This is a genomic window from Chromohalobacter moromii (assembly GCF_023091865.1).
In the GTDB taxonomy this organism is placed as follows: Bacteria; Pseudomonadota; Gammaproteobacteria; order Pseudomonadales; family Halomonadaceae; genus Chromohalobacter; species Chromohalobacter moromii.
Genome location: NZ_JAHXDI010000004.1, coordinates 423,573 through 448,661 on the forward strand (window position 1 = coordinate 423,573; position 25,089 = coordinate 448,661).

The 25,089-nt window shown below is 60.3% G+C and carries 27 protein-coding genes; 12 read left to right on the forward strand and 15 right to left on the reverse strand.

Annotated elements, in window-relative coordinates:
• Positions 1-120: 120 nt before the first annotated feature.
• Positions 121-834, reverse strand: a complete 714-nt coding sequence (gene flgA, locus KZO83_RS14935) for a flagellar basal body P-ring formation chaperone FlgA (protein ID WP_247621334.1) — start codon at positions 832-834, stop codon at positions 121-123.
• A 256-nt stretch (positions 835-1,090) separates the two neighbouring features.
• On the opposite strand from flgA, the gene flgB reads away from it, so the two are divergent.
• The 11 genes from flgB to flgL all read left to right on the forward strand — a co-directional run bounded on the left by flgB (position 1,091) and on the right by flgL (position 11,664).
• Positions 1,091-1,513 carry a flagellar basal body rod protein FlgB gene (gene flgB, locus KZO83_RS14940; protein ID WP_178998835.1) on the forward strand — a complete coding sequence of 141 codons (423 nt, stop codon included), beginning with the start codon at positions 1,091-1,093 and terminating at the stop codon, positions 1,511-1,513.
• A 9-nt stretch (positions 1,514-1,522) separates the two neighbouring features.
• Positions 1,523-1,930 carry a flagellar basal body rod protein FlgC gene (flgC, locus tag KZO83_RS14945; protein ID WP_246895673.1) on the forward strand — a complete coding sequence of 136 codons (408 nt, stop codon included), beginning with the start codon at positions 1,523-1,525 and terminating at the stop codon, positions 1,928-1,930.
• An 11-nt stretch (positions 1,931-1,941) separates the two neighbouring features.
• Entirely contained in the window at positions 1,942-2,649 is a 708-nt protein-coding gene (locus KZO83_RS14950) for a flagellar hook assembly protein FlgD (RefSeq protein WP_247621335.1), read from the forward strand.
• Positions 2,650-2,685: 36 nt separating this feature from the next.
• Positions 2,686-3,909, forward strand: coding sequence for a flagellar hook protein FlgE (locus KZO83_RS14955; RefSeq protein ID WP_247621336.1), 1,224 nt, complete (start codon positions 2,686-2,688; stop codon positions 3,907-3,909).
• 63 nt (positions 3,910-3,972) lie between these two features.
• Complete coding sequence (locus KZO83_RS14960; protein ID WP_040241328.1) at positions 3,973-4,737, forward strand: flagellar basal body rod protein FlgF; 765 nt, start codon at positions 3,973-3,975, stop codon at positions 4,735-4,737.
• A gap of 55 nt (positions 4,738-4,792) precedes the next feature.
• Positions 4,793-5,575 carry a flagellar basal-body rod protein FlgG gene (gene flgG, locus KZO83_RS14965; protein ID WP_178998813.1) on the forward strand — a complete coding sequence of 261 codons (783 nt, stop codon included), beginning with the start codon at positions 4,793-4,795 and terminating at the stop codon, positions 5,573-5,575.
• Positions 5,576-5,667: 92 nt separating this feature from the next.
• Positions 5,668-6,354 (forward strand): flagellar basal body L-ring protein FlgH, encoded by a 687-nt coding sequence (locus KZO83_RS14970; RefSeq protein WP_247621429.1) that lies wholly within the window; start codon positions 5,668-5,670, stop codon positions 6,352-6,354.
• Positions 6,355-6,388: 34 nt separating this feature from the next.
• Positions 6,389-7,498, forward strand: a complete 1,110-nt coding sequence (locus KZO83_RS14975; RefSeq protein WP_098060054.1) for a flagellar basal body P-ring protein FlgI — start codon at positions 6,389-6,391, stop codon at positions 7,496-7,498.
• Positions 7,498-8,592, forward strand: coding sequence for a flagellar assembly peptidoglycan hydrolase FlgJ (gene flgJ, locus KZO83_RS14980; protein WP_247621337.1), 1,095 nt, complete (start codon positions 7,498-7,500; stop codon positions 8,590-8,592). The genes KZO83_RS14975 and flgJ overlap by 1 nt, the downstream gene beginning before the upstream one ends.
• Before the next feature lie 119 nt (positions 8,593-8,711).
• Positions 8,712-10,334: a flagellar hook-associated protein FlgK gene (gene flgK / locus KZO83_RS14985; protein WP_247621338.1), complete on the forward strand. Its 1,623-nt coding sequence runs from the start codon at positions 8,712-8,714 to the stop codon at positions 10,332-10,334.
• Between the two features lie 94 nt (positions 10,335-10,428).
• Positions 10,429-11,664 carry a flagellar hook-associated protein FlgL gene (flgL, locus tag KZO83_RS14990; protein ID WP_178998810.1) on the forward strand — a complete coding sequence of 412 codons (1,236 nt, stop codon included), beginning with the start codon at positions 10,429-10,431 and terminating at the stop codon, positions 11,662-11,664.
• Positions 11,665-11,758: 94 nt separating this feature from the next.
• Here the strand turns inward: flgL and fliR are convergent, their stop codons facing one another.
• The 13 genes from fliR to fliF form a co-directional block, all read right to left on the reverse strand.
• Positions 11,759-12,544, reverse strand: a complete 786-nt coding sequence (fliR, locus tag KZO83_RS14995; protein ID WP_246894999.1) for a flagellar biosynthetic protein FliR — start codon at positions 12,542-12,544, stop codon at positions 11,759-11,761.
• A gap of 6 nt (positions 12,545-12,550) precedes the next feature.
• Entirely contained in the window at positions 12,551-12,820 is a 270-nt protein-coding gene (gene fliQ / locus KZO83_RS15000) for a flagellar biosynthesis protein FliQ (RefSeq protein WP_040241314.1), read from the reverse strand.
• A gap of 64 nt (positions 12,821-12,884) precedes the next feature.
• Positions 12,885-13,619 (reverse strand): flagellar type III secretion system pore protein FliP, encoded by a 735-nt coding sequence (gene fliP / locus KZO83_RS15005; RefSeq protein WP_218921684.1) that lies wholly within the window; start codon positions 13,617-13,619, stop codon positions 12,885-12,887.
• Positions 13,620-13,657: 38 nt separating this feature from the next.
• On the reverse strand, positions 13,658-14,134 hold the full coding sequence (gene fliO / locus KZO83_RS15010; RefSeq protein ID WP_218975961.1) for a flagellar biosynthetic protein FliO: 477 nt from the start codon (positions 14,132-14,134) through the stop codon (positions 13,658-13,660).
• Complete coding sequence (fliN, locus tag KZO83_RS15015) at positions 14,131-14,673, reverse strand: flagellar motor switch protein FliN (protein ID WP_247621339.1); 543 nt, start codon at positions 14,671-14,673, stop codon at positions 14,131-14,133. Before fliN ends, fliO begins: the two co-directional genes overlap by 4 nt.
• The gene (gene fliM, locus KZO83_RS15020) at positions 14,666-15,682 is read right to left on the reverse strand and encodes a flagellar motor switch protein FliM (protein WP_247621340.1); all 1,017 of its coding nucleotides are present in this window, start codon (positions 15,680-15,682) and stop codon (positions 14,666-14,668) included. Before fliM ends, fliN begins: the two co-directional genes overlap by 8 nt.
• A 6-nt stretch (positions 15,683-15,688) precedes the next feature.
• Complete coding sequence (gene fliL / locus KZO83_RS15025) at positions 15,689-16,162, reverse strand: flagellar basal body-associated protein FliL (RefSeq protein WP_247621341.1); 474 nt, start codon at positions 16,160-16,162, stop codon at positions 15,689-15,691.
• Between the two features lie 154 nt (positions 16,163-16,316).
• Positions 16,317-17,699 (reverse strand): flagellar hook-length control protein FliK, encoded by a 1,383-nt coding sequence (locus KZO83_RS15030; RefSeq protein ID WP_178998806.1) that lies wholly within the window; start codon positions 17,697-17,699, stop codon positions 16,317-16,319.
• Between the two features lie 12 nt (positions 17,700-17,711).
• Positions 17,712-18,209 carry a flagellar export protein FliJ gene (fliJ, locus tag KZO83_RS15035; RefSeq protein WP_178998805.1) on the reverse strand — a complete coding sequence of 166 codons (498 nt, stop codon included), beginning with the start codon at positions 18,207-18,209 and terminating at the stop codon, positions 17,712-17,714.
• 34 nt (positions 18,210-18,243) lie between these two features.
• Positions 18,244-19,650, reverse strand: coding sequence for a flagellar protein export ATPase FliI (gene fliI, locus KZO83_RS15040; protein ID WP_247621342.1), 1,407 nt, complete (start codon positions 19,648-19,650; stop codon positions 18,244-18,246).
• A complete protein-coding gene (locus tag KZO83_RS15045) occupies positions 19,643-20,413 on the reverse strand; it encodes a flagellar assembly protein FliH (protein WP_247621343.1) in 771 nt (256 codons plus the stop codon). Before KZO83_RS15045 ends, fliI begins: the two co-directional genes overlap by 8 nt.
• Positions 20,406-21,401 (reverse strand): flagellar motor switch protein FliG, encoded by a 996-nt coding sequence (gene fliG / locus KZO83_RS15050; protein WP_246895008.1) that lies wholly within the window; start codon positions 21,399-21,401, stop codon positions 20,406-20,408. The genes KZO83_RS15045 and fliG overlap by 8 nt, the downstream gene beginning before the upstream one ends.
• The gene (gene fliF / locus KZO83_RS15055) at positions 21,394-23,205 is read right to left on the reverse strand and encodes a flagellar basal-body MS-ring/collar protein FliF (protein ID WP_247621344.1); all 1,812 of its coding nucleotides are present in this window, start codon (positions 23,203-23,205) and stop codon (positions 21,394-21,396) included. The genes fliG and fliF overlap by 8 nt, the downstream gene beginning before the upstream one ends.
• Before the next feature lie 280 nt (positions 23,206-23,485).
• Between fliF and fliE the strand changes: the two genes are divergently transcribed.
• A complete protein-coding gene (gene fliE, locus KZO83_RS15060) occupies positions 23,486-23,809 on the forward strand; it encodes a flagellar hook-basal body complex protein FliE (protein WP_178998800.1) in 324 nt (107 codons plus the stop codon).
• A gap of 103 nt (positions 23,810-23,912) precedes the next feature.
• Here the strand turns inward: fliE and KZO83_RS15065 are convergent, their stop codons facing one another.
• Complete coding sequence (locus KZO83_RS15065) at positions 23,913-25,013, reverse strand: NAD(P)/FAD-dependent oxidoreductase (RefSeq protein ID WP_247621345.1); 1,101 nt, start codon at positions 25,011-25,013, stop codon at positions 23,913-23,915.
• Positions 25,014-25,089: the final 76 nt, after the last annotated feature.

The window sequence follows — 25,089 nt, forward strand, 5'->3', positions numbered from 1 at the left end:
GCGGGCTTGTACCCTTTATCGGCCACGTTGATAAAAACTGTAGGGCATTGATCGCTTCATTTTTGAAGGCGGCGATTCACTGCCACGCTGCCGGCATTGTAGCGTCTGTTGACGTGTCTATCAGTAACTGACTGCAAGCCTTCCCCGTGCGTCCACTTGGCCGCGAAGCACTTTCCCATCCGGCATGCGGGCTCGTACAGAATCGCCCTTGCCGCCGTTGTTCAATGCCTCACCTTCGCGCGTCACCGAAAAGCCCTCGCCGCCGGCGATGAGCGTCACGGCCTCGCCGCGATGGACGAGATACGGCTGACGCAGCCTATCGCCGCGCAAGGCCATGCCCTTGACGAGGCGCTGCATGACGACTTTGCCAATGGCCTGGCTCGGGTCATTCAGGGCATTGCGGGGGCGGCGTGAGACATCGGCGCGTTCCCAGTCGAGCATGTCGGCGCTAAGTCGCTCACCGCGCTTGATGGCCGTGGAGGCCACCAGAAAACGCACGCTGGCCGAGACGCGTGCCTGTACATAGCGAACCCGTTCATCGTTGCTGCAGCGCACGCCCACCATGACACGGCCTTGCGGCACGCCATCGCGAGGCAGGAACGGCTGCGGCGAGCGGCATTCGGGAAGGCGCGAGGTGTCACTGGTCAGCTCGACGCCGACATCGTCTCCCAGGGATGCGGCCTGCGTCATCAGAAAGTGCCGGGTGGCCTGGGCGATGGCGTCGTCCGGGGTGGCTAGCGCCGTGGGCGTTGCCGCTATCGCAAGCAGGCCCAGCACGAGCCCGAGTGGGCGCGCGAGGCTAAATGCTCGAATTGCGTTGAGGATGCGCTGCATTGCCGAAGCCCTTGAGTGATTGCCGGAGCGCTTGAGTGAGCCTTTGAGTGAGCCTCAATGCGTGTCGAAGCCGGAACCCGATGACCTGATTCTAGTGGGACGTCACATCAAGCAAAGGTGGAAATGGCGCTCAAATATCGGCTTGTTTAGTCGTTTGCAGTGACGGCGGCGCGGCTATTCTGCATCGTGCAAATTTCCCCATGTCTAGCGAAGGGGAACGAACCGCGGAACGAACGCGATGACAGGGACACAGGGCATGATCGACAAGCTTTCAGGCTACCTGGATCACCACCAGGAGGCGCTTAGCCTTCGCCACGAGCGCCAGAAGGTATTGGCCAACAATATCGCCAATGCCGATACGCCGAATTACAAGGCACGTGATTTCGACTTCTCGGCGGAACTGGATCGCGCCATGCAATCCGGCGGGCGCGGTCAAGAGGGCGGTTTGTCGCTCACCACGACCTCCGCGCGTCATATCCCGGCACAGGCGACGGGCGGCGGCGGTGTCCACGATCTGCTGTACCGCGTTCCCGAGCAGCCGAGCCTAGATGGCAATACCGTTGATATGGATCGCGAGCGTGCTGCGTTCGCCGACAACGCGCTGCGCTATCAGGCCAATACGACGATTTTGACTAGCAAAATCCAGGGCATCAAAGGTGCCATGCAGCCTGAAAGGTAAATGATCGCTATGTCCATGTTCAGTATTTTCGATATTTCCTCCTCGGCGATGAGTGCGCAGTCACAGCGCATGAACGCCACCGCCAGCAACATGGCTAACGCCGATAGTGTGGCTGGCCCCGATGGCGAGCCCTATCGCGCCAAGCACGTCATGTTTCAGGCGCAGTCTCAGGGTGGCAGCGAGGTGGGTGGCGTGCGTGCGACCGAGGTGGTCGAGGACGATTCACCACCGCGTATGGAGTATCGCCCCGAGCATCCCTTGGCGAATGAAGAGGGCTACGTGGCCATGCCGAACGTCAATCCGGTCGATGAAATGGTCGACATGATCGCGGCGTCGCGTTCCTACCAGGCCAACGTCGAGGTCATGAATACCAGTAAGTCGCTGATGAGTCAGACGCTCACCATCGGACAAGGTTAACGGAGAGAAAAATGGCTAGTTCGGTTATCGGCAGCAATACGCTTGCCTCGATCAACGGTACGCCCAATGCCAACGCCGCGAATGAAACGCGCACTACCGGTATGGAGTCTTCGGGAGATCTCAACGAACGCTTCATGACGCTGTTGATCACTCAGCTGCAAAACCAAGATCCGACGAAGCCGATGGACAATTCGGACATGACGGCGCAGTTGGCACAGATCAACACCGTCAGCGGTATTCAGGAACTCAACGACTCGCTGGGTGAAATCAACAATCAGATCGATGCCGGCAAAACGCTGCAGGCTTCGTCGCTGATTGGCCAAGGCGTGATGGTGCCGGGCAGCACCGTACGCGTGGGTGAAGGCGAAGATGGTAGCGTCGTGGCCACCCCGCTGGGCGCCGAGTTGGAAACGGGCGCCGATGAGCTCGAGATTACCATCACCAATGGCTCTGGCCAGGTCGTCCATAAGAGTGTCGAGGAAAATGTACCGGCGGGCGTGCAGGCCTTCGACTGGCCGGGCACGGGGCTGGATGGCAATGCCGTGGCCGAGGGCGCCTATAACGTCGAGATGACGGCCAAGGTCGGCGGCGAAGAGGTTCCCGTCACACCGCTCAATTATGCCTTGGTACAAGGCGTGACGTCGGGTGAGAACGGTCCGACCCTCGATTTGGGTACCTCCGATAGTGTCGCCTTAGAAGACATACGTCAGATTCTTTGATCACGATTTGAATCCAAATTAACGCGGGGAAAGGAAATGGGCTTTTCACAATCATTGAGCGGGGTCAACGCGGCCTCGTCGCAGTTGGACACCATCGGCAATAACATCGCCAACTCGCAGACCGTGGGCTACAAAAGTTCCTCGGTACAGTTCGCCGATATCTACGCCAACAGCCAAGGGTTGGGGACGCGCGTCGCGGACACGGTGCAGAACTTCGGTACCGGCAGTCTCGAAACCACCGGGCGTAGCCTCGACTTGGCCATCGCCGGCGATGGCTTCTTCCAGTTTTCGCAGAACGAGCAAATGGCGTATTCGCGCAATGGCCAGCTCACCATGAGCGCCGACGGTTACTTCGAGAACGCTCAGGGTGCGCGTCTGACGGACCAGCAAGGCGAGCCGCTGCAGGTGACGGAGTTTAGCCAGGCTGCCCAGGCGACAGGTACCGAGAACGGTGCGCAGGCTGCATTCAACCTGGACGCTGAAGCAGAGACGATTGATGGTGATGCTGTTCCTTTCGAACAGGACAACAGTGATTCTTACTCCTACGTGACCAATGCCGGCACCGTGTATGACTCACTGGGCGTCGCACACGACATGAGCATGTATTACACCAAGACAGATACCAATACTTGGGAGGCTAGGGCTTCTATACCAAACCCTGGCGGCGGAGCCCCGTTAGTCTCTGATCCACAAACTTTGACATTCAATGGTAATGGTCAATTAGATCCGAATGCCGATCCCAATGGCGATGGTACTGAAGGGGCTACGTCACTGACATTTACTGCAGATGCGGCCGAGTTGGGTAACGGCGCGAACCAGTTGAGTTTTGATATCGACCTTGCTGGCACCACCCAGAATGGCGAAGATTTCGAATTGAGGGAGTTCGCTCAGGACGGTAATGCTTCTGGCACCTTCGTGGGCGTGGATATCACCGAGAACGGTGAAATCATGGCCAACTACTCCAATGGCAATAGCGGCGAAGTCGGCACCATCGGCATGGCTAACTTCCGCAATCCTGAAGGGCTGACACCGGAAGGCGACAACCTGTGGACGGCAACCCAGGAATCCGGCGCGGCATTGCTGGGTCAGGCCGGTTCCGGCCAGATCGGTAGCCTGGAGTCGGGCACGGTGGAAGCCTCCAACGTGGACCTGACGCAGGAACTGGTCGACATGATCATCGCCCAGCGCAACTTCCAGGCCAACAACAACGCCATCCAGACCCAGTCCGATATTCTGGAAACGGTCACCAACTTGCGTTAACGCCTAAGCCGGCCGGCCGTTTCGGCCGGCTTCATTCGTTGTGAGTCGAGCAGGACGATCAGCATGGATCGGATTATCTATACCGCCGGTAGCGGCGCCAGCCAATCGATGAATCAGCAGGCGGTGGTCAGTCACAATCTTTCCAACGTCTCGACACCGGGGTTTCGCGCTGAACTCGACGCGATGCGCGCGGTGCCGGTAGAAGGAGACGGCCGTCTGGCGACACGTACCACGGTAGCGGCGACCACGCCGGGCACGGACTTTTCGCCAGGTTACATGAACGCGACGGGGCGGCGTCTGGATGTCGCCATGCAGGGCGATGCCTTCCTTGCCATTCAGGATCCGCAAGGCGGCGAGGCCTACACGAAGCGTGGCGATCTGCAGGTCAACGCGGATGGCATGTTGACCGTCAAGGGCGAGCCCGTCATGGGCGACAACAATGCCCCGGTCGTGGTGCCGCCGGATGCGGATTTCTCGATTGGCTCGGATGGTTCGATCAGCGTGATCGAGGCCGGTGCCAACCCCGATGAAATCGCGCAGGTGGGGCGTTTGAAGCTGGTGACACCGGACCAGCAGGCATTGACGCGTGGCGACGATGGATGGTTCCGCCTGCCGCCGGGAGAGGATGCCGACATAGCGGCACCGCAACCTCAGAACGAGGATGCGCGTCTGCAATCCGGCGTACTGGAAGGCAGTAACGTCAGCGCCACCGATGCCATGGTCGCCATGATCGACGGCGCGCGTCGCTACGACATGCAGATGAAGGTGATCGAGAGCGCCGACCAGAACGCACAACGCGCCAATAGCTTGTTGTCGATTCAAGCCTAATCGCGCCAACGAATTTCCGGCATCGCCCCGCGGTGCCCTCTAACAGGTAAGAGTCATGATTAGATCGCTGTGGACGGCCAAGACGGGGCTTGAATCCCAACAGGTCAAGCTCGATGTCATTTCCAACAACCTCTCCAACGTGTCGACCAATGGCTTCAAGCGCTCGCGGCCGGTGTTCGAGGACCTGCTCTATCAGAACGTGCGTCAGCCCGGTGCGCAGGCCTCGGCGGTAGATACGCTGCCTTCCGGCTTGCAAGTAGGGACCGGGGTGCGCCCGGTCGCCACCGAGCGTTTGCATACCCAGGGCGGCTTGCAGAACACCGATAATTCTAAAGACCTGGCCATCAATGGCGACGGTTTCTTCGCGGTGCAAATGCCCGACGGCGGCACGTCGTATACCCGTGATGGCAGTTTCCAGATCGATGAGAACGGTCAGATGGTGACCGCCGGCGGTTATCCGCTCGATCCGCCCATCGTGATCCCGGAAAACGCGCTGTCGGTGTCGGTTTCCCAGGATGGCGTGGTCTCCGTGACGCAGCCCGGCGACACCGCGTCGCAGGAAGTCGGCCAGCTCATGGTGTCCAAGTTCATCAACCCCGCTGGTCTCGAGAGCATGGGTGAGAACCTCTATCAGGAAACCGATGCTTCCGGTCCGCGCAATGATTTGATTCCGGGCATGGAAGGCGCAGGGCGGTTGTATCAAGGCTACGTCGAAACCTCCAACGTCAATGTGGTGGAGGAGATGGTCAGCATGATCGAGACCCAGCGTGCCTACGAAATCAACAGCAAAGCGGTGGAAACGTCCGATCAGATGCTGTCGCGCCTGACGCAGCTGTGAGGAGTCGCGTCGTGAAGGGGATGGACGTGGAAAGAGGGACGCGCGTGAGCGTATCCGACGGCGACAAGCCGCGCTCGCCGATGAGCGGCCTCATGGCAGGGCGAGGCGGGTTTGGCATCTTGGCACGCGTGCTATGTCTGCTCGTGCTGTTGGTCATGAGCGGCTGCGCGCAGTTGCCGCATGAGTCGGTGGTGCCCGATGCTGGCCCGGTGACCTATCCCGAGTCGCCAATGTCACAGCCCAATGGGGCGATCTATCAGGCGCGCTACGGATATCAGCCGCTCTTTCAGGATCGGCGTCCGCGTCAGATCGGCGACATCATCACGATCACGATCAACGAAGATGTCAGCGCCAGCAAGGATTCCTCGGCCAATGCGAACCGCGAAGGCAGCATGGGGCTTGATCTGGAGACGATCCCCGACCTGATGAGTTTCCTCGAGGACAACGGCCTGGATGTCTCGGGCGAAAACGACTTCGAGGGCAGCGGCGGGGCGAGCGCCAGCAATACCTTTACCGGCACCCTGACAGCGACGGTGGTGGATATTCTGCCCAACGGCAATCTCAGCATTCGTGGGGAAAAGCGTATCGCCATCAATCAGGGCACCGAGTACATCCGCTTCTCGGGGGTTGTCGATCCGCGCTCGGTGACGACGCAGAACACCGTGCCATCGGGACAGGTGGCCGATGCACGCATCGAATACGTGGGTGATGGCTACATCAACGAGGCGCAGCACATGGGTTGGCTCCAGCGTCTCTGGCTGAACATTGCGCCTTTCTGATGAGTGCGCCTTTCTGATGAGGATGAGATACGCCATGAGAAGTTTGCTGCGTTGGATGGGCGTGCTGTTGTTGTGTGGTGTCTGCGCCGCTCCCGCACAGGCCGAGCGCATTCGTGACCTGGCGAGTTTCGCCGGGGTGCGCGAGAACCAGTTGGTAGGCTATGGCCTGGTCGTGGGGTTGGACGGCACGGGTGACCAGACGACGCAGACGCCGTTCACGGGCCAGACGTTGATCAATATGCTCTCGCAGTTGGGCGTGAGCATTCCTGAAGGCACCAACATGCAGTTGCGCAACGTAGCCGCGGTCATGGTGACGGCGCAGTTGCCTCCCTTCGCGCGTCAGGGCCAGGAAATGGATATCACCGTTTCCTCGATGGGTAACGCCGACAGCTTGCGTGGCGGCACGCTGCTGATGACGCCGCTGCGCGGGGTGGATGGCAACGTCTACGCGATGGCACAGGGCAACTTGCTGGTCGGTGGCGTGGGCGCCCAGCAGGCCGGCAACAGTGTTCAGGTCAATCACACGGCGGCCGGGCGGATTCCCGGTGGGGCCACGGTCGAGCAGGAAGTGGCCCTGCGCTTGGGGCGCGGTGACGGTACGCTGGATCTTTACCTCAATGAGTCTGACTTCACGACGGCGCAGCGCGTCGTCGAGGCCATCAACCAGGACTTCGGTGAGCCTGTGGCCGCGGCGATGGATGGCCGCTTGATCCGTTTGAAATCGCCTAGCGATAGCAACTCGCGGGTCAATTTCATGGCGCGCATCCAGAACCTGGACGTTACGCCCAATGCAGGCCCGGCCAAAGTCATCGTCAATTCGCGTACTGGCTCGGTGGTCCTCAATCGTGAGGTGACGCTGGACCGCGCGGCGGTAGCGCACGGCAATCTCTCGGTGACCATCGATTCCACGCCTCAGGTCAGTCAGCCCAATCCCCTGAGCGACGGCGATACGGTGGTGGTGCCGGATGCGGACATTTCCATCCAGCAGGAAGGCGGGGCGCTGCAAATGGTCAATACCAGCGCCGAACTCATGGATGTCGTCAATGCCCTCAACGCGCTGGGCGCTTCACCTCAGGATCTGATGTCGATTCTGCAGGCGCTGAAGTCCGCAGGCGCGCTCAATGCGGAGCTGGAGATCATCTGATGAGTGTCGATGGACTCAGTAACCAGTTCGCCCTCGATGTGCAGTCGTTGTCACGGCTCAAGCATACGGCGAGTCACTCCCCCGAGAAGGGGCTTTCGCAGGCGGCGGATCAGTTCGAAGCAGTGTTTCTGCAGATGATGCTCAAGAGCATGCGCGATGCGATTCCGCAGTCCGATCTGCTCAGCAGCAATGAGACCGATACCTACACCTCGATGCTCGATAAGCAATGGGCGCAAAAGCTCTCGGGGAACATTGGGCTCTCGGACATGCTGGTCGAGCAATTGCAGGGCAGAGGCATTGTCGGTCGCGATGACGATGTGACGCGCAGCGATCTGATTGCCGGTATTCCGCGCGGCACACCGCGCGTATTGAGCGATCCGATCATCCCCAAAGATACGGTTGCCAAGGAGGACGCTGCGACGCAGGCCTCCGACGCGTCGTCTGCACGCGCGACGATGCCGGAAGTGGCGGAAAATCGTGAGACACGGCCATCGGTGGCGGAAGCCGCTACCGGTGAGACGCGTGCGGCGCCGCATGTCGAAGAATTCCTGTCGCGCTTGCGTGAGCCTGCCGAGGCGGCTGCCCAGGAGAGCGGCGTGCCCGCGTCATTGATCCTGGCGCAAGCGGCGTTGGAAACCGGTTGGGGTGAGCGTGAGATCCCCACCCGTGATGGCGGCAACAGCCATAATCTCTTCGGTATCAAGGCCAGCGACGGCTGGGACGGGGATGATACGAGTATCATGACCACGGAGTATGTCGATGGCCGGGCTCGCCAGCAAAGCGATGATTTCCGCGTCTACGACTCCTTTGAGGCCGCCTTCAAGGATTACGCCCAGTTGATTGGTAACAACCCGCGTTACGCCGACGTGGTCACCGCATCGACACCGGAAAACGCGGCGCGCGCATTGCAGTCCGGCGGCTATGCCACCGACCCGAACTATGCCGATAAGGTGATCGATGTGATGGCACAGATCGATGAAGGCCTCGCGAGCGGCCCAGCGTTGGCCCGTGCCACCGAGCCCTCTGGCGCCGGCGCAGAAGCTGACAATGCCGATCCCTATGGCGTGTCGCGCATGCCCACGGGCATTTTCTGAGCCTCCGCATGGATTTTTCCTCAAGTCGTGCGCGGTCTTGCCGATACAACAAGTAATCACTATTCGTCGTGCCGGCCATCCTCGATAGGGCCCGGTACCCCTAGCCAGGAAAACGTGTCATGAGCATTTTCTCGATTGGCCTGAGTGGCCTAAGTGCGGCCCAGACAGCGTTGTCGACGACCAGCAACAACCTGAGCAACGTCTATACCGAGGGCTACAATCGCCAGTTGCCTATTCTCGGGGAAAGTTATAGCAATGGCTCGACGGGCACCGGGGTTTCGGTCGACGAAGTGCAGCGCCAATTCAATAGCTACATCACCGAGCAGTACAACGACGCCAACAGCCAGACAAGCGCCCTGGAAAGCTATCAGAGCCAGGTTTCGCAGATCGACAACCTGCTGGCCGATAGCGATGCGGGGCTAGCGCCCCTGATGCAGGACTTTTTCTCCAGCCTGGACGATCTTTCCGGCGCGGCATCCGATCCCGCGGCCCGCGAAGGAGTGTTGGGTTCGGCGTCGTCCATGGCGGCGCAGTTTCGTTCTTTCGACTCTTACCTGGGCGACATGCGCAGTAGCCTCAATGGTCAGCTCGAAGGGACGGTGACGGACATCAACAACACTGCTACGCAGATCGCATCACTCAATGACCAGATCACCCAGGCGCGCGCCAAGTCCGGTGAAGAGCCCAACACGCTGCTCGACAAGCGGGACAAGCTGGTGTCCGATCTCAATGAGTTAGTGGGCGCGGACCTGAACGTCCAGGATGGCGATACCTACAACATCAACCTGGAAAATGGCCAGCCGCTGGTGTCAGGCACGCGGAGCTATGACCTCGAAGCGGTGTCTTCCAGCGAAGACCCGTCGCGCACGGTGATCGGTTATCGCGACGCGGCGGGCAACGTCAACCAGATCGATGATAGCGCCTTCGAGAACGGCGAACTGGGCGGCTTGTTGTCATTCCGCAGCGAAACGCTGGACAGCGTGCAGAACCAACTGGGCCGCATGACGGCGGTGTTGGGGGCGGAATTCAATGCCGTGCATGAGCAAGGTGTCGATCTCAACGGTGAAGACGGCGGAGCCTTCTTCAATGTTGGCTCGCCGCGCGTTTTGAGCAATAGCGAGAATGACGGTACCGGCGAGATCACCGCCGAATATGGCGACGTTACGAAGCTGACCTCGAGCGATTACCGCATTACTGCCACCGAAGACGGAAATTACGAATACGAGAGGCTTTCCGATGGCAAGACCGGCACTCTAGATGTGAATGACGACGGCGAGGCATCGCTGGATGGTGTGTCCCTGAACGTGACCGGTACGCCGGAGGAAGGCGATACCTTTATGCTGCAGCCCACGCGCACCGCCGCGCAGGACTTCGAAGTGGCGATCAGCGAAGGCGCGGAGATCGCCGCCGCGAGCAGCGAGGGCGGTAGCGGTAACAATGAAAACGCGCTGGCGCTGCTCGACTTGCAGAGCGAGAAGATCGTCGGCGGAACGTCATCGGTCAGCGACGCCTACGCCTCCCTGGTCAACGACGTGGGCAATACCACCAACATCACGCAGGTCAATCTGGACGCGCAATCGGGGCTTACCGAGCAACTGCGCGAGTATCAGCAATCCGAGTCCGGTGTGAACCTGGATGAGGAGTACGCCAACCTGGTCCGTTATCAGCAGTATTACCAGGCCAATGCACGGGTCATCGACGTGGGGTCCCAGGTGCTCGATTCGGTTCTGCAGTTGCGTTGATGTCGCTGATCGAGCGGCGCAGTGATGTTGGATTTCGTTTCCGAAGACAATACGACGCTGGGTAAACGCAGCGTGCGTGACGAGGTAAGCAAAAATGCGTATCAGCACCGTGACGATGTACGAGCAGGGCGTTTCGGCGATGAACCGCCAGCAAGCCGATTTCGCGGATGTCGGTCAGCAGATCGCTTCCGGCAAGCGCGTGGTGAATCCGTCCGACGATCCGCGTGCCGCCTCGCGTGCGGTGGGGGTATCGCAGTCGCTGGCCGTCAATGCGCAACAAGAAAGTAGCCGAGTGACCGCGCGTAACTCGCTTAGCCAAGAGGAAAGTGTCCTTAATAGCGTCAGCGATGCTATCGGTTCGGCCAAATCACTGGTTGTACAAGCCGGTAACGGCACCTTGAGCGACGCCGACCGCGAGTCGCTGGCCTCCGATCTCGAGGGTGCCTATGAAACGCTGATCGGGCTTGGCAACACCACCGATGGTAATGGCACCTACTTGTTTAGCGGTTATCAGGATAATGCCAAGGCCTTCTCGCGCACCGATGCCGGTGGCGGCGTCGATACCATAAGCTATGAAGGCGATCAGGGCGTCAAAAAACAGAAGATCGATGCCGAGCGCTCGATGAACACTAGTGATACGGGTTCCGACGTGTTCATGAAGTTCTCGTCGGGCAGCGAATATATCGCCGAAGCCGGTGAAGGCAATACGGGGAGCATGACCTTCTCGGGGCCGGATGTTCGTGATGCTGCTGCTGCGGGCTATGGTGATGCATACGAGATCTCGTTCGCTGAAGATGGCGGTGATCTTGAATATACCGTTACCAATACCAACACCGACGAATCAGTTACGGCTGAGTACACCGATGGCGAGACCATCGAATTCGGTGGTCTGGCGCTGACGATGGAAGGCGAGCCGGCAGACGGTGATTCGTTGAACGTTACGCCGGGTGGCGATATGGATGAGCAGCAGGCCAGCCTGTTCAAGACCATCGGCGATACCATCAATGCCTTGCGCCAGCCTGTCGAGACCGACGCCGATCAAGCCGCGCTCGACAACACGCTGTCTACCGCGAGCCGCAAGCTGGATGCCTCGCTGGATAACGTGCTGACCACACGGGCTTCGGTCGGCGCACGCATGAACGAGCTGGACGCCTTGGACGATGTCGGCGGCAACCGTGAGATTGCCTATGAGCAGACGCGCTCCGATCTAGTCGACCTGGATTACAATTCGGCGATTTCCGATTATATGCTCAGCCAGGTAGGGCTGCAGGCGTCACAGAAATCGTTCGCCGATATTCAGCAGATGTCCTTGTTCCAGTATCTGAACTAGGCTCGCTCAAGCGTCCTAAGGTTGGAGCCGGAAAGAAAAACGCCACGTCCGCAAGGACGTGGCGTTTTGCATTCAGTGAGGTATTCAAACCTTATTAACCACCCGCTAGACGCTGCACCACCTCCTGCATGGTATTCAGGCTGTCGCTGAAGACGATCTCCAAGAAGCGTAGCAGGTCCGGCATTAGCGTCATCATCAGCACGAGGCCGGTGGTCAGGGTCATGGGGAAGCCTATCGAGAAGATCGATAACTGCGGCGAGGCGCGGTTGAGTACGCCAAGCGTCAGGTTGATGATCAGTAGCGAGACGATCAAGGGCAATGCCAGGAGCACGCCGGACGTGAAAATTTCACTCCCCCAGTAGGCGATGAGCTCGCCGGCACTGCTATCCACTCTGGGACCGCCGATCGGTAGGGTCTGGAAGGAATTGGCGAGTATCTCTAGCGTCATCAAATGCCCGTTGAGCGCTAGGAACATGAGCAGAGTGATCATTTGAAAGATGCGCGACAGCACCATGCTGTTGCCCACGCCCGGCGTGAAAAAAGTGGCAAACGCCAGCCCCATCTGCAGACCGATGAATTCGCCAGCGGCCTGCACCACTGCAATGGTCACGCGCATGACCATTCCCATGGCGACGCCGATCAGTATTTCCTGAATCAGAATGCCGAGTGCTGCTACCGAGAAGATCGGCGTGTCGGGCATGGGGGGCAGCGTTGGTGCGATGACCATCGCCAGTAGCGCCCCTAGTACGATAGACACCTGGCGCGGTACGCCGTGCTGGTTCCAGATCGGGGTCGCCGAGAGGAAGGCCAGGATGCGCACGAACGGCCAAAAGAATAGCGTCAGCCATTCATGCAATTGGTCGAACGTTACCTGAACCATGGGTGTCTAGCTGACCATCGTGGGTAGGTTCTGAAATAGCTCGCGGGTAAAGTCGACGATCGTTTGGATCAGCCACGGGCCTGCCACGACCAAGGCACCGAAAACGCCCAGTATCTTGGGGATGAAGGTCAAGGTCATCTCGTTGATCTGCGTGGCCGCTTGAAACAAGCTGACCAACAGGCCGATCAACAGGGCCGTCATCAGTAGGGGACCGGCGAGCATCAGCGTGACTTTCATGCCCTGGTACGCCAGTCCCATGACCATTTCGGGGGTCATGGCAGCGTCTCCTTAATATCGGTGGCAAGGGCGTCCTCGGTGTACGCTCATGCCGTATATCGGCCTACATATAGAAGCTTTGGGCCAGCGAGCCGATGAGCAAATTCCAGCCGTCGACGAGCACGAATAGCATGAGCTTGAAGGGCAGAGAAATCGTCGCCGGTGGCACCATCATCATCCCCAGTGCCATCAATACACTGGCGACCACCAGGTCGATGATCAGAAATGGAATGAAGATACTGAAACCGATCTGGAACGCGGTCTTGAGTTCGCTGGTCATGAAGGCAGGCACCAGCAGGCGCATCGGGACATCTTCGGGGCCCTGCATTTCATCGGCGTCGGCCATGCGCGCGAAGAGCGCCAGGTCGGTTTCGCGCGTCTGGGCGAACATGAACTCGCGAAACGGCTGACTGCCTTGCTTCATGGCTTGCTCGAGGCTGATCTGATCCTCGGAGAAAGGCACCCACGCTTGTTCATGCACGCGGTCGATGACCGGCGACATGATGAAAAACGTCATGAACAACGCCAGGCCTAACAATACTTGGTTGGGCGGCGTCGACTGGGTGCCGATGGCCGTGCGCAGCAAGCTCAACACGATGATGATGCGGGTAAAGCAGGTCATGCCCAGAAGCAGCGCGGGCAAGAAGGCCAGCGAGCTGAGCAGGAGCAACGTCTGCAGGCTCAACGACCAGCGTTGACCGCCGTCGCCGGTGGGTTCGGTGACAATGCCCGGAATTTCCTGACCCCAGCCCAGCGCGGGCCAGACAAGCAACAGCAATGCCAGGCCACGACGCAGCATGACGGCGACGTCTATCCGATTGAGCATGGCAGCGACGTTCATCGATCGGATTCCTTGTCCGCAGTAGCGTCGTCCTGAGATCGCGCGGCAGGTGAGTGCGACGATTTGCGTCCGATATTCTGCGCCAGCGCTTGGCGAAAGCGTTGGGCGAAGCTGCCGCTAAGCGGAGCCGGGGACTCCGGTGTCGGTGCATCGCTCGTCTCGGCGGCGGGCATATCCTTGAGCAGATTGACCTGGTTGCCGCCGACGCCGAGTACCAGCCAGCGTCCTTGGATCTCGACGACGGTAACGCGCTCGCGCTGGCCGATGGCGGTGTTGGACACCACCTTGACGTGCTGGGACGCGCGCAGACGCCCCGGTGTCAGTCGGCGCAGCAGCCAGGCACACAGCAATATAATGGCGACGATCAGCGCCAGGGAGAGGGTGGTCTTGCCTACCCAGGCCATTCCCATTGCGGCGTCACCGCCACCGTCGAGCGAGACGGCCGCCTCGCGTGCGCTGTCGGCGACGCTCATTTGTTCAGCTTTTTGACGCGTTCCGAGGGCGTGATGATCTCGGTGATGCGGATGCCGTACTTGTCATCCACGACCACGACTTCCCCCTGCGCTATCAGGTAGCCGTTGATGAGAATATCCATGGGTTCGCCGGCCAGGCCATCCAGCTCGATCACCGAGCCTTGGGCGAGCTCGAGCAACTGCTTGATGGTGATGCGCGTACGTCCTAGCTCCACGCTGAGTTTGACCGGGATGTCCATGATCAGCTCGAGATCGCGCGGCGTCGTGCCGGCTGCGCCTTCGTCGAGCTGCTTGAACACTTCATGGTCGGCGTTTTGCGCGCGTGATGCGTTTTCGTTCGACGTGATTTCGGCGCTTTCTTCTTCTTCAGTTGACTGCTGCTCGGCCATTGCCGCCGCCCACAGGTCTTCTTCCGCGTCGGCGGCGCTTTCATCCGTGCTCTTGGATGGATCGGTATCCTTGGACGCATCTTGCTCTGCCATGGCGTCGGCCCACTCGTCCTCTGTGCCTTTCTGATCGGGGTTCTTGGAATCAGTCATCTTTCGGATCCTTCGCTGCAACTTGGCTCGAGCCGTGTTCGATGAGGTGCCGAACGCGCAAGGCGCGTTGGGATTTTTGGCTGCCGTAATCGCACGTCATCACGGGAATACCGTCGACGCTGACATTCACCGCCTCGGGTAATTCGATGGGGATGATGTCGCCCACCGACAGCTGGGTGACATCCCGCAGGCGCAAGGGAATGTCGACGAAATCTGCAGTCAGCTCCACGTCCGAGTGGCGGATCTCATGAGCCATGCGCGCCTCCCACTGCTGCTCCTCGTCGGGATGCGTGTCGTGCAGGGGGCTGGCAAGCGTGTCGCGGATCGGCTCGATCATCGAGTAGGGAATGCAGATGTTGAACTCGCTGGAGAGATTGCCGACCTCAACGTGAAAGGTGCTGTTGACGACGATTTCGTTGGGCGAGTTGGTGATGTTGGCGAACTTCACCTGCAATTCCGAGCGTGTGTATTCGATATCCAGGGGATAGACCGATTTCCACGACTCACTATAGCCATCCAGCGCCAGCTTGAGCATGCGGTGGATGATGCGCTGTTCGGTACGCGTGAACTCACGTCCCTCGGATTTGGTGAGGAAGCGTCCGTCCCCGCCGAACAAGTTGTCGACCACCATGAAGACCAGGCTAGGGGGAAATACCACCAGCGCCGAGCCACGCAACGGCTTCATGGTGATCAAATTGAGATTGGTGGGCACCGGCAGGTTGCGCGAGAACTCGCTATAGCTTTGATAGCGAACGCTTTCGACCGTGATGTCGGCGCTACGCCGCATCAGGTTGAAAAGCGCCACGCGGAACTGGCGGGCGAAGCGTTCGTTGATGATGTCCAGCGCATGGAGCCGCTCGCGTATGATGCGATGCTGCTTGGCGGGATCGAACGGACGCACCTTTCCCTGGCGCGAAGTATCGTCTTCCTTCGCGCTATCTTCGTCACCGCTCACGCCCTTTAGGAGCGCGTCGATCTCTTCCTGCGAGAGCAGATCGTCTTGGGACATGTCGTCTTATTGCACAATGAATTCGGAAAATAGCACGCCGGTGACGTCCAGAGGCGGCTGCGGCTCGGCTAACGGTTCGTCGAACAGCGTCAGAATCTGATTGGCAAGGCGTTGCTTGCCCTCGGGCTTGACGAGAGCGCCGGCTTCTTGGCTGGAAAGCAGCATCAGCAAGCGGCTGCGAACCTCCGGCATGTATTGCTCGAGAACCTCTTTCGTCTTGTCGTCGCCCACCTTCAAGGAGAGTCCTACATAGAGTAGGCGGTCACTGTATTCATCGTCCTGCAAGTTGACCGTGAACGGTTCGATCTTGACGAAAATCGGCGCCGGCGCCTCCTCAGGCTCGATCGGCTCTTCGTTGGCCGATGCTTCCTGGCGCGAGTCCATGAGCAGGTAGACGCCAATGGAGCTACCGACCGAGAACAGGACAATCAGGAGTCCTATTAGCCATAGAGACTTGCCGCGCTTATTGGTTTTGGCCATCGTTTATGTCATTCGCTTCGGCGTAGATGAGTGGACCGAGTATGGCGATAGGAAGCGCTATCCGATTGCTCGAATAGAAAGCTTCACGCACGCCACTTCGGGCTTTGTCGAACGTCTACCGTGGACGTCTCTCACGTGTTATCGGCAGCTAGGCTCAGGCATAAAGGCTAATTCCCGAAGACGCGATATATTGCAATGGCGTCTCGTTTAGGCTCGGCATGTCAGCGTTCGCGTCACCGGCGGCGAACAATCCACCTTGAGCATCACCCCGGGAGCCGGGCTCTCCCTGTTGCTCACCGGATTGCTGCTGGAACTGGTCCTGCTCACCGACGGAGGTTTCGCCCAAGGCGATGCCGCTATCGGCGAGGGCTTCACGCAATTGCGGGATCGCTGCTTCAAGGGCGTGACGCACGGCACCGTGAGCAGAGAAGAACTGCAGGTTGGCCTGCTGCTGATCGCCCATCTTGAGCGAGACGCTCAATGGACCGAGTTCAGCGGGATGCAGCCGCAATTCGACCTGTTGGTCACCGCGCTGTGCCATGCGCACGACCTGCTGACCGAGCGACTGTCCCCATTCGGCCATGCCGACCTGGGGGGTAAGTGTTGCGGTGGCGGAGGCACCGGCGGCGCTGGCTGCAGCACTGGCATTGGCGGCGGCACCGGTGGTGGCATTACCCGTGGCGGCATTGTGGCCCAGGTTGGTGAACAGTGACGAGTCACTGCCCTGACGCTCCAGGCCCTGCTGGCCGGTCAGCGTGTCGCCACGTTGTGCATCGGCGACGGCCTGCGCCTGTTGAACCAGGGTGGCACTGAAGGCGGCCGTCGGTGAGATCTGGCCATTGCCTTGTGACGAAGCCTGGCCCGACGCGCTTTGTGCATTCTGCATCAGTTGAGCGAGGGACTGAGTGTCTTGGCCGGTACTTGTATTCGTGGCGGCGTTGGTCAGCCGCGCCATGAGGTCCTGGCGCGAGAGGGTATCGCCGGCACCGTCCCGCATGCCGCTGGAGGATTGTTGAATGAGCAGCATGCGCTGCTGGATGTCATTGAGCGACAGATCGCCACTTTGACTGGCCAGCATGCCGGCACCGCCCTGAGCTTGGCCGGTGCCGGTAGTCATGGCATTCGTCGGCAGCTGCGCGGCGAGTAGGGCCGCCAGCGCGTCATCGGTGAGTTTTGAATCATCGCCGCCCAACGTTTGCTGTATTTCACCCAGGCGTTGAGTGAGAGCCTCTAGTTGGCTGGCATCACCGCTTTCGAGCCAGTCGCTGAGCAGCTTGGCGTCATCGCTGTCTTGCATCATCTCGTTGAGCGCCGTGACGAGACCGCTGTCGTCTTGGCTGGCGGTGTCCTGCGAAAGTAAGTCGGTGCCGGCATCGCTTTTGGCGTCCGAGCCGCCACGGGCCTTGCCGAGGAGGCTTGCGAACGGAGAGGCACTATTGTCGGCATTCTTGCCGCCACGCGTCTCGCTCGCATTACCGAGGTTGGTCGCGGAGGCTTGATTACCGCCTTGAAGGTTGTTGAGCAGGGCAATATCCATGAGCATGCCTCGTCAAAAGCGGTTATTGGAATGCGTGGTGTTCGTCGACGTAACGTCGAGGCCACGATCGTTTTTCTGCCGACGCGACATGCGCGCCGACATCTCATCGAAGAGCTGCTGCTCACGCCGTGTGGCGCGTTTTTGTTCGACCTGTTCGCGGCGTGACACCAGCGTATCGTAAGTGTTGAGCTTGCGCCGCTCGCCTTGCCACGTTTCTTGCTGACGGTCGAGCTGGCGTTGCTGGTCGTTGAGCACTTTGCGCTGGCTGGCGATGGCCTGATCGAGGGAGGCCAGAAACTGTTGGTAATTGTGCCAGTTGGCGGGCTCGATGCCCTTTTCCATGCTCTTGTCGAGGCGCTGACGGTACTCGTGCCGATAGTTCAAGAGCTGGTCCAGGCGCTGCTGGGTTTCCTGCAGACTGCGGCGGGAATGTCCCACCGACTGTGCTGCCTGATCGCAGGTTTCCTGCGCCAGCTCCTTGAGCGTGGAGAGCGGTGAGCGTGCGTTCATGAGAGCTCCTTACCGCGATGCAGAGTGAATGTCATCAGCGCGTCTCCGGAAATAGCGATGCCAGGGCGTCCAGCGTCGCAGTGACATCGGCTTGTTCGTAGATTCCCTGCTGGAGGAAACCTTCGAGACGCGGATAAAGCGCGACGGCGCGGTCGAGCTGCGGGTCGTGCCCCGCAGCGTAAGCACCGACGCTGATCAGGTCGCGATTACGTTGATAACGCGAGAAAAGCTGCTTGAAGCGGTTCGCTCGGCGCTGGTGAGCGCCCTCGGTGATTTCGGTCATCGCGCGGCTGATCGAGGCTTCGATATCGATGGCGGGGTAGTGCCCGCTTTCTGCGAGATCCCGCGAGAGCACGACGTGGCCATCGAGAATGGCGCGTGCGGCATCGGCGATGGGATCCTGTTGATCGTCGCCTTCGGTCAGCACGGTATAGAAAGCAGTGATCGACCCGCCGCCGGGTTTGCCGTTGCCGGCACGCTCGACGAGCCCGGGTAAGCGCGCGAAGACGGACGGCGGATAGCCTTTGGTGGCGGGCGGTTCGCCCACGGCGAGAGCGATCTCGCGCATGGCCATGGCGTAACGTGTCAGGGAGTCCATGATCAATAGGACGTTACGTCCTTCGTCGCGGAATCCTTCGGCGATTCGCGTGGCGTAGGCGGCACCTTGCAAGCGTTGCAGCGGTGAGACGTCGGCAGGCGCAGCGACGACCACGGCGCGCTCACGTCCCTCGGTGCCCAGGATGTTCTCGATGAAATCCTTGACCTCGCGGCCACGCTCGCCGATCAAGCCGACGACGATGACATCGGCCTGGGTGTAGCGCGACATCATGCCGAGCAACACACTCTTGCCGACCCCGGAGCCTGCGAAAAGCCCCATGCGCTGCCCACGGCCGACGCTCAACAAGCCGTTGATGGCGCGAATGCCGACATCGATGACGGACTCGATCGGCGCGCGGTCGAGTGGGTTGATGGGCCGCGTGTTTAGAGGCGCATGTGGGGCATTTTCCAGTGAGCCCTTGCCGTCGAGCGCGCGGCCGTTACCGTCCAGCACGCGTCCGAGGAGTGCGTCGCCAAGGGGAAAACGGCGTGCGCTGGCGGCATCGCGCTGATTACTGCCCAGCGTCAGCACGCGCGCCCCCGGCACCAAGCCCTGAGTATCGCCGAGCGGCATGAGAAACAGCCGGTCGCCGGCAAAGCCGACCACTTCGGCTTCGGCATATTCGGTATGCCCATGCTGAGCGAGTTCGACCAGGCACGCGCTGCCCAAGGGGAGGCGCAGGCCGGTCGCTTCGAGTACCAGACCGGTGGCACGTACGATCTTGCCGTGAGGGCGGCGTGAATCCAGCCCCTCGATACGCAGCGCGACCTTACCCAGGGCGCGCTGCCAATGGGCGCCATGAGTCGTCTCGTTGTACGTGTCGGCAAGATGCGTCTCAGTCATCACCGGCCTCCGAGCCCGTTGTCGAGGCAGGCGCGACGTGGCGCTGACGACGTTGATTCAACGCGGTTTGCCAACGCGTCTCGAGCGTGGCGTCGAGACCGCCGGTGGCGCTTTCGGCACGGCAACCGCCGCGCTGCAGCGAGGCGTCTTCATGCAGCGTCCAGTGAGCGGCTTCGAGCTCGTTGCCGACATGATCGTGGACCAGCGCCAGATCGTCGGGGTGTAGCCACAACTGAGTGGGGCCGTTTAGCACGGGCTCCTCGTGGAGTAGCTGGCGAACGAGCGTCACTACATGCTCGGGCGTGGCGACCAATGCTTCGTCGGCTAGATGCTTGCCGGTGAGCATGGCCAACTCGACGAGTTGGTCGGCAAGTTGAGTGTCCATTGTATCCAGTGCGGCGCGGAACTCGTCGGCCAGTTGGCCGAGTGGGGCGAGGGCGTCGTCGAGCTGGCGCTTGGCTTCCTGATCGCCTGCCTCACGCCCCTCTTGGAGGCCCTTTTCGTAACCCGCCTGGCGGCCTTCTTCGAAGCCGGCGTCGTAGCCTTCGCGATAGGCACTTTCGCGCGTTTTTTGGTGCAGTGCCTCGCGTTCTTCGATGAGACGCTGACGCTGCTCTCGCCGGCGTTGCTCAAAGCGTCGCGCACGGTCGAGCCGATCGCTGCCATCGCCACCGTCATGCGGCAGCTCATCCATACGCCAGGGGCGCCAGCGTTGGTCGTCCGGCGTATGAATGACGTCGTCGGATAGCGGCTTGTCAGACATAACTGTCGTCACCTCCGCTCAGTACGATTTCGCCGTTGTCGGCCAGGCGACGCACGACTTGCAGGATCGCTTTCTGCTCGGTCTCGACCTGGGAAACGCGTACCGGGCCGCGTGCTTCGAGGTCTTCGCGCATCAGCGTAGCCGCGCGTTGCGACATGTTTTGCGTGATCTTGTCGATCAGGGCTTCTTGGGCACCCTTGAGGGCCACGACCAGCGAGTTGGTATCGACTTCCTTGAGGATGAGCTGAATGCCGCGGTCGTCGATGTCGAGGATATTCTCGAACAGGAACATCTCGTCGATGATGCGCTGTGCCAGGTCGTCGTTGTGCGCCCGTACGGCATCGATGACCAGCTCTTCCTGAGACGAGTTCATCAGGTTGAGGATCTCGGCGGCGGTTCTCACGCCACCCATCTTGCTGCGCTTGACGTTTTGGCCGTCGAGCATGCTGCCGAGTACTTCGGTGAGCTCCTGCAATGCCGCTGGCTGCACGCCGCTGAAGGTGGCGATACGTAGCACGACGTCGTTGCGCAGTTTCTCGTCGAGCTGTTCGAGTACATCGGCGGCCAAGTTGCGATCCAGATGGATGACGATGGTGGCGATGATCTGCGGATGCTCGTCGCGGATCAGCTCCGCCACGGTCGTGCTTTCCATCAGATTCAGTGCATCGATGCCCGAGGCGGAGCCAGTCGTTTCGAGAATATCCTCGATCAGGCTGTTGGCCCGCTCGCTGCCCAGTGCCTTGGTAAGCACGGTGCGTATATGCTCGCTGCTGTGCAGGTTGACGGCGGAGAACTGCTCCACTTCATCGTGGAACTCGTTCAGTGCCTCCTCCATGTCCTCGTGCGAGATTTGGCTCAAGGAGGCCATCTCCAGACTGATTTCCTGGACCTCTTTATTGCTGAGGTACTTGAAGACCTCGGCGGCGCTGTCCTCATCCAACGAGAGCAGCAGAATTGCGCTTCGGCGAGCGCCACTCATCTTAGTCATGGGAACCCATCCACCCTCTGACGATCATGGCGACGAGACGCGGGTCTTCCTGAGCGATCTCACGTACGTCACGGAGGTTTTGCTCATAGCTGGCTGAGCGCCGCTCACGCCGCTTCTGTGGCGGTGCCGGTGGTTCTTCTTCGGCGCCAGCCGTCTCGGATTGCGCCGTCGCATAGGCGTCGGCACCACCGCTCGCACCAGCCCCGGCAGGGCTCGACATGGCAGGTGTAAAGGCGGGGCGCTCGGTCTGGCGTTGAACCAGCGGACGCAGCACCTTGAACCACAGGAATAGGGCGACGAGACCGATCAGCAGGTATTTGCCCAGCGTGGCGGCCAGCGACCACAGCAAGGTGGATTCCCACCACGGTGATGTGGGGCGCTGCTCGTCAGTGTCTTCGAAGGGCGAATTGACGACCTCGAGCTGGTCGCCCCGTGCTGCCGAGAAGCCCATGGCCTGCTGAACGAGGCCGCGGATATTGGCGATCTCGTCGTCACTCAGGGGCACTCGCGTCGGATTGCCATCCTCGTCCACGCCGTCACGGTAATTGACCACGATGGCGGCATTGAGGCGTTCGATGGTACCGGTCTGGTGCTGAACGTGTTCGACCTGGTGATCGACCTCGTAATTAATGGTGTTGTTGCGGCTGGTGCGCCCCAGGGTGGCGTTTTCCTGGGTTTCGGCGTCTGCGCCATCCTCGGTCTGAGCGTTATCGTCCTGTGCGTCGTCGCCCTGTGCGTTGTCGTCTGCACCATCATTATTTGCCTGCGGCGCATTGATGGGGGACGCTGCGGTACCTGGCGGTTGGTTGCTCAGCGCGCCAGGAATCCCCATGGCTAGATCGGCATCGCCGCTGTAGGTGATGCTCGATTGCTCGCTACGCACGGCAGCTTCATTGGGTGGCTGATTGGGGGAGTAAGTCTCGCTGGTGCCTTCGCGCTTGGAGAAGTCGAGTTGGGCGGAGACTTCGGCCTTGACGTTGCGCGCCCCGAGGATGGGCGCCAGGATCGATTCGATGCGCTCGGCATAGTTGCGCTCGACGCGAGACACGTAATCCAACTGCGTGCCGCTCAGCGCGTCGTTGCCATCGCTGGCGGGAGAGAGCAGGCGGCCCGTTTGATCGATCACAGCGACGTCGCCGGTGGCTAGCTCGGAAACGCTACTCGATACCAGATGCATGATCGCCTGCACCTGTCCTTCGCCGAGGACGCGCCCGCGTTGCAGGTCGAGCATGACGGAGGCGCTGGCAGGCTCACTCTCGCGCACGAAGACTGAAGGCTTGGCCATGGCGAGGTGAACGCGGGCTTTGGCCACCGGGCCGAGATCCTCGATGGTGCGCGACAATTCGCCTTCGAGGGCGCGCTGGTAATTGACATGCTCGGTGAACTGGCTAATGCCGAACGATTGCTCGTCCATCAGCTCGTAGCCCACACCGGAGGCTTCCGGCAGGCCTTGTTCGGCGAGCTGCATGCGTAGTTTGTTGACCCGTTCGGCCGGCACCAGCAGTGCCTGGCCGTTCTCGCTGAACTCGTAGGGCACCCCCATGCTGTCGAGTTCGGTGACGATCTTCCCGCCATCTTCCTGCGTGAGCGTCGAATAAAGCACGCGGTAGTCAGGGGAGCTGGCCCACATTAAAAGGGCGGCGATGACCGCGACACAGGCGGCGGCGGCGATAATCAGCGGTACGCGCGGGTTACTGCGCAGTCGGTCGACAAACGATTGGGCGTTGCCCGTGGCGGCGCTGCCTTGACGTTGTCCTGACGTACCTTGGTTGGCCTCGGTCGAGGAGGATGCTGCTGTGCTCATGTCATCCTCCGGCAACGCCGGGGTAGGCACTGAAAAGGTCCAGCGACAAGCATGGGGGTGTCCAACTCCAAAATTCTGCGCATCGTTTGACGTCTCGTGACGGTGCGATCGATACCGTCACGAGACGTATGTTTGATGACCGCCATTATGTGTAGCTAAGAAAACCCTAAAGGGTGGAAAAGCCGATGTTTTAGGTCCCAATTGCAGATATGAGGCAGGCCAGGTTGCTGATAAGGTTCAGCAACGTATTCCAGAGCTGTTCGATCGGCGGAGAAAATTCATGAGTGCACCTGCCATTTCACAGGCGCTTCAGCAAATGCAGTCCATGGCCAATCAGGCGAGCCAGACGCCTGGGAGCCAGGTCAATACGTCGGTCGGCGGCGGTGGTTTTACCGGCGAATTGCATAGCGCGATTTCACGTATCAATCATTTGCAACAAACCGCCAATGCGCAGGCAGAAGCTTTTGAGGCGGGGGCGCCGGGCGTGGAGCTCAACGATGTAATGGTCGATATGCAAAAGGGCAGCATCGCCTTCGAGATGGGCAAGCAAGTACGCGATCGCGTGGTTACTGCCTATAAGGATGTCATGAATATGCAGGTGTGACGCATTAGCGTGTCATTCAGGCACCGTCATCCCCGGCGGTGCGATGCGTCTTGGCTTTTCTGCGAGTCGCTGCCTCCCTATCGATAACGCTACAACACCTTATCTAGCGGTAACGCTGCAAGAAGCGCGCATCGATATAGCGCTTGAGCCGCAAGGCCAAGCGACCCCCTCGCCAGTGTTCTCCGTAAAGTGCCAATCCCTTGTCGTGCATGTCCACGATGGCCAGTGCCGTTGCCGGTGGATGATAGTCACTCAGTGGGGTGCCATTCTGCAGGGCAATCAAATTCTTCAGTAGCACGGGGCCTTGGCGGACGCCTTCGATACCGCGCTTGGGAAGGCTGTGATCGATCAGCGAGGCGCAGTCACCGACGGCGAAGATCGTCGCGTGTTCCTCGCTTTGAAGCGTTGCCTTGATGCGTATGCCGTTGTCGTCGAGAGCTAGTGGCAGGTCGGCGACGCAGTACGCGGGTCGCAATCCCGTGGCGAGGATGATGTCGTCGGGTGAGACATCGAGGGTATCGAGCCATCCGGCGCCGCCATCGAGCGCGACGTCGGAATGCCAGTGGACGCCCAGTCGCGAGAGTTGACGGCTGGCCCATAGAGACGCGGTAGGTGGTGCGCCGGACAAGAGGCGTGCATGGCGCGTGACAAGGCGAATATCGTTGTTGGCCCTTAGGTGCTGGCTCAGTCCTGCCAAATTGGCGGCCATTTCCACGCCGGAAGGCCCGCCGCCGACCACGACCATATGCAAAGTTCGGTGCTGCTGGGCGGCATCGAGTACATGCTGGCGCAGTGCGTCGAGACGCTCGATGGGCTTGACGTGCCAGTAGCGTGCTTCTCCCCAAGCCGGCACGGTCGCGCCGGTCGGCGTCGGCGGGACGACGTCGCTGCCCACATTGAGAGAGAGGACGTCGAAGGCGATGTGATGACCGTCGGCCAGGAAGACATGTTTGGTGTGCACGTCGAGTGCCACGAAAGGCGCTGTGACATGCTCGATGCCATGGCGTGCGGAGAGGGCGGCGATGTCGAGGCTGCAGGCATCGCGCGGCGCGCCGCCAAGCAATCGTGCGGCCATACCCGAATACCAGAAGCGCGTGGGCGCCACGAGCGTGATGCGATAGCCGGCGCGACGTAATGCGGTAGCGTGTTTCAGCAGGTGGAGATGCGCGTGACCGGCGCCCACCAGCACTAGGTGCGTCGTCATGAAGGCGTGTTTCCTCGGGCCAGTCGGCCGCCGCGCGACACGTCGTGGCGGTCATGCACTCACTCTAGACGATGTC

Excerpts from the sequence above, each read along its gene's own strand:
- flgA (WP_247621334.1), bottom strand. The coding sequence starts at position 834 with ATGCAGCGCATCCTCAACGCAATTCGAGCATTTAGCCTCGCGCGCCCA.
- flgB (WP_178998835.1), top strand. The coding sequence starts at position 1,091 with ATGATCGACAAGCTTTCAGGCTACCTGGATCACCACCAGGAGGCGCTT.
- flgC (WP_246895673.1), top strand. The coding sequence starts at position 1,523 with ATGTCCATGTTCAGTATTTTCGATATTTCCTCCTCGGCGATGAGTGCG.
- KZO83_RS14950 (WP_247621335.1), top strand. The coding sequence starts at position 1,942 with ATGGCTAGTTCGGTTATCGGCAGCAATACGCTTGCCTCGATCAACGGT.
- KZO83_RS14955 (WP_247621336.1), top strand. The coding sequence starts at position 2,686 with ATGGGCTTTTCACAATCATTGAGCGGGGTCAACGCGGCCTCGTCGCAG.
- KZO83_RS14960 (WP_040241328.1), top strand. The coding sequence starts at position 3,973 with ATGGATCGGATTATCTATACCGCCGGTAGCGGCGCCAGCCAATCGATG.
- flgG (WP_178998813.1), top strand. The coding sequence starts at position 4,793 with ATGATTAGATCGCTGTGGACGGCCAAGACGGGGCTTGAATCCCAACAG.
- KZO83_RS14970 (WP_247621429.1), top strand. The coding sequence starts at position 5,668 with ATGGCAGGGCGAGGCGGGTTTGGCATCTTGGCACGCGTGCTATGTCTG.
- KZO83_RS14975 (WP_098060054.1), top strand. The coding sequence starts at position 6,389 with ATGAGAAGTTTGCTGCGTTGGATGGGCGTGCTGTTGTTGTGTGGTGTC.
- flgJ (WP_247621337.1), top strand. The coding sequence starts at position 7,498 with ATGAGTGTCGATGGACTCAGTAACCAGTTCGCCCTCGATGTGCAGTCG.
- flgK (WP_247621338.1), top strand. The coding sequence starts at position 8,712 with ATGAGCATTTTCTCGATTGGCCTGAGTGGCCTAAGTGCGGCCCAGACA.
- flgL (WP_178998810.1), top strand. The coding sequence starts at position 10,429 with ATGCGTATCAGCACCGTGACGATGTACGAGCAGGGCGTTTCGGCGATG.
- fliR (WP_246894999.1), bottom strand. The coding sequence starts at position 12,544 with ATGGTTCAGGTAACGTTCGACCAATTGCATGAATGGCTGACGCTATTC.
- fliQ (WP_040241314.1), bottom strand. The coding sequence starts at position 12,820 with ATGACCCCCGAAATGGTCATGGGACTGGCGTACCAGGGCATGAAAGTC.
- fliP (WP_218921684.1), bottom strand. The coding sequence starts at position 13,619 with ATGCTGCGTCGTGGCCTGGCATTGCTGTTGCTTGTCTGGCCCGCGCTG.
- fliO (WP_218975961.1), bottom strand. The coding sequence starts at position 14,134 with ATGAGCGTCGCCGACAGCGCACGCGAGGCGGCCGTCTCGCTCGACGGT.
- fliN (WP_247621339.1), bottom strand. The coding sequence starts at position 14,673 with ATGACTGATTCCAAGAACCCCGATCAGAAAGGCACAGAGGACGAGTGG.
- fliM (WP_247621340.1), bottom strand. The coding sequence starts at position 15,682 with ATGTCCCAAGACGATCTGCTCTCGCAGGAAGAGATCGACGCGCTCCTA.
- fliL (WP_247621341.1), bottom strand. The coding sequence starts at position 16,162 with ATGGCCAAAACCAATAAGCGCGGCAAGTCTCTATGGCTAATAGGACTC.
- KZO83_RS15030 (WP_178998806.1), bottom strand. The coding sequence starts at position 17,699 with ATGGATATTGCCCTGCTCAACAACCTTCAAGGCGGTAATCAAGCCTCC.
- fliJ (WP_178998805.1), bottom strand. The coding sequence starts at position 18,209 with ATGAACGCACGCTCACCGCTCTCCACGCTCAAGGAGCTGGCGCAGGAA.
- fliI (WP_247621342.1), bottom strand. The coding sequence starts at position 19,650 with ATGACTGAGACGCATCTTGCCGACACGTACAACGAGACGACTCATGGC.
- KZO83_RS15045 (WP_247621343.1), bottom strand. The coding sequence starts at position 20,413 with ATGTCTGACAAGCCGCTATCCGACGACGTCATTCATACGCCGGACGAC.
- fliG (WP_246895008.1), bottom strand. The coding sequence starts at position 21,401 with ATGACTAAGATGAGTGGCGCTCGCCGAAGCGCAATTCTGCTGCTCTCG.
- fliF (WP_247621344.1), bottom strand. The coding sequence starts at position 23,205 with ATGAGCACAGCAGCATCCTCCTCGACCGAGGCCAACCAAGGTACGTCA.
- fliE (WP_178998800.1), top strand. The coding sequence starts at position 23,486 with ATGAGTGCACCTGCCATTTCACAGGCGCTTCAGCAAATGCAGTCCATG.
- KZO83_RS15065 (WP_247621345.1), bottom strand. The coding sequence starts at position 25,013 with ATGACGACGCACCTAGTGCTGGTGGGCGCCGGTCACGCGCATCTCCAC.